The sequence below is a fragment of the Psychrobacter sp. 4Dc genome, assembly GCF_002836715.1.
In the GTDB taxonomy this organism is placed as follows: Bacteria; Pseudomonadota; Gammaproteobacteria; order Pseudomonadales; family Moraxellaceae; genus Psychrobacter.
Window position 1 is genome coordinate 1 of the sequence record NZ_PJAT01000122.1, and the last position, 2,419, is coordinate 2,419.

Annotated in this window: 1 protein-coding gene; it reads right to left on the bottom strand. The window is 43.5% G+C overall.

Translation table 11 applies throughout. The features are described 5' to 3' along the window. The gene (locus CXF61_RS11490) at positions 1-2,199 is read right to left on the bottom strand and encodes a malate synthase G (RefSeq protein ID WP_165598280.1); all 2,199 of its coding nucleotides are present in this window, start codon (positions 2,197-2,199) and stop codon (positions 1-3) included. Positions 2,200-2,419 lie beyond the last annotated feature (220 nt).

Consider the following 2,419-nt stretch of genomic DNA (forward strand, 5'->3'; position numbering starts at 1 on the left):
CTAAGCGTTTGCTTTAAGATCCAAACGTGCTTGATGCAACAATGGCTCAGTATAACCACTAGGCTGCTCACGACCTTTAAAGACCAAATCACAGGCGGCTTTGAATGCATAAGAGCTATCGAAGTTATCTGCCATTGATTGATAGTCATCATCGCCTGCATTTTGCTCATCGACGACCTTGGCCATGCGTTTCATCGTATCCATCACTTGCTGCTCACTAACCACGCCATGATGCAACCAGTTGGCAATATGTTGGCTTGAGATACGCAAAGTAGCACGATCTTCCATAAGACCGACATCGTTGATGTCAGGCACCTTGGAGCAACCAACGCCTTGATTTACCCAGCGTACGACATAACCCAAAATACCTTGAGCATTGTTTTCAAGCTCTTGCTGCTTTTCTTCGTCAGTCCAGTCGGTATTTTTTGCTAATGGAATGGTCAAGATGTCGTCCAAGCTAGCGCGCTCGCGTGATTTTAGCGTGTCTTGTACATCAGCTACGCTGACTTGATGATAGTGTATGCTATGCAAGGTAGCGCCCGTTGGTGATGGTACCCATGCAGTGCTAGCACCAGACTTAGGATGAGCAGCCTTAGTATCCATCATCTCTTTCATTTCATCAGGCTTAGCCCACATACCCTTACCAATTTGCGCACGGCCTTGTAGGCCTGTCTCTAGACCGATATCGACGTTCCACTGCTCGTAAGCAGGCTGCCATGCTTGCGATTTCATCTCGCCTTTTGGTACAAATGGACCTGCATTCATGCTGGTATGCATCTCATCACCAGTACGATCTAAGAAACCTGTGTTAATAAAGATAACGCGCTCTTTGGCTTGGCGGATTGCTTCCTTTAAGTTGACCGTCATACGGCGCTCTTCATCCATGATACCGATTTTGAGCGTATTGCGCTCTAGACCTAGCAAGTCCTCTGACGCATTAAATAAGTCATTGGCCATTTTAACTTCTTCAGGGCCATGCATTTTTGGCTTCACAATATACATTGAGCCTTGACGTGAGTTTGATAGCTCGTTTTTGCCTTTAATATCATTAAGTGATAATAGTGGTGTGATCAAACCATCCATTAAGCCTTCAAATATTTGTTCTTGTCCTTCGCCTAAACCAACTAAAATAGCAGGGTTCTGCATTAGATGACCGACGTTACGAATTAATAATAGCGAACGACCTGGCAAGATCAGCTTGCCTCCATCTGGTGTGTTATATTCACGATCTGGGTTTTGCTTACGTGTACGCGTCTTGCCACCTTTTTCAAAGGTTTCCTGTAGGTCGCTATTCATCAATCCAAGCCAATTACGATAGACTTCGACTTTTTCTTCTGCATCTACCGCAGCGACTGAGTCTTCACAATCCTGAATGGCTGTCATAGCCGACTCAAGCAGTACGTCCTTGATGTTTGCTGGATCGTCTTTACCCACTGGATGATTACTATCGATTTGAATCTCAGCATGCAAGCCGTTGTTCTTTAACAGCACACCTGTAGGCGCCTCAGCGTCACCGACAAAGCCGACAAACTTAGCCGTATCTTTTAGCTCAGTACTGCTATCACCTTGTACGACTTCTAGCTTGCCATCGATTACTTTAAAACCAGTCACATCATTGTAAGAGCCTGATGCTAGTGTGAAATGCTCATCTAAAAATGCTTTAGCGTAAGCCACAACAGCAGCACCGCGAGTAGGATTATAGCTACCACCCGCTTCTTGACCATTTTCACTACTGATAACATCGGTGCCATACAAAGCATCGTATAAGCTACCCCAACGTGCGTTGGTCGCATTAAGCGCATAACGAGCATTACGAACTGGTACGACTAGCTGCGGCCCTGCGATGTGCGCGATTTCGTCATCGACGTTTTTGGTATCAACCGTAAATGCTTCGCCTTCAGGTAGCAAATAACCAATCTCTTGCAGGAATGTCTTATAAGCTGGATAATCGATTTCGCCATCTTTTGCAGGATTATCTAGATGCCACTGATCAATCTGTGCTTGGATCTTGTCACGAGTTTCCAATAGCGCTTTATTGCGCGGGGTAAACTCTTTAATAACCTTTTCGAAACCTGACCAATAATCGTCTGAATCCACACCGACTTTCGGTAGTACTTCGTTTTCAATAAAGTCATATAACTGCTGATCGATGGCAAGACTGCCTTTTTGAATACGATTGGTGTTAGAAGACTGGCTCATATTGTTATCCTTATCTGTTCGTGAGAGGTACTAATACTGAATTGTGACAGTAACTGTTTAAGAGTTTTTAATCTTGTGAGGTTTTAAACGTTCATATTTCATTCGTTGTGGAATCTTTAATTCTCTAATTTTTCTGAGAAGATATATCTACAATTTTTATGTTCTAATGAAAGGCAATCTATTGATATCAGGTTTATTCTTTACTAAGAGCGAATCATAA